General features: G+C 64.8%; 1 protein-coding gene. It reads right to left on the reverse strand.

Annotated features, from left to right (window positions below):
* A partial coding sequence (locus tag EN935_RS40210) for an alpha/beta hydrolase (protein WP_164771940.1) occupies window positions 1–432 on the reverse strand: 432 nt, incomplete at both ends.

A 432-nucleotide genomic window follows, 5' to 3' on the forward strand; every position in this document is an offset into this window, starting at 1 on the left:
ACACCGTTCAGAACGGCGATCGGCGGCGTCTTGCCGGCGACGATCTCGCGCTGGTTCCTGCCGGTGCCGGCCGCGAATTTTTCGAACATCAGGCGCCGTGCCCGTCCGTCGGTGCGCGCCACCGTGTCGAGGAGAAACGGTTCGAACGGCTCGCCGCAGGTGCTGCGCGCATAGGCCTCGACATCGGCGGCACTGAAGGTTTCCTGTCCGGCAAGGTGCATATGCGGGCTCGGCTTGAAGCCGTTGCCGACCTCGTCAGGTGATACTGGCGGCGTGCCGGTGATCATCAGCCCGAGCAGGCCCGGAAAGCGGTCGATCATCTCAAGCCCGATATGGCCGCCGAGCGACCAGCCGAAGACGATGGCCTTGTCGACACCGAGCAGCCCGAGCACTTCGGTCATGGCATCGGCATAGCCTTCCATGCTGTAGGAA

The organism is Mesorhizobium sp. M7D.F.Ca.US.004.03.1.1 (genome assembly GCF_003998635.1).
In the GTDB taxonomy this organism is placed as follows: domain Bacteria; phylum Pseudomonadota; class Alphaproteobacteria; order Rhizobiales; family Rhizobiaceae; genus Mesorhizobium; species Mesorhizobium loti.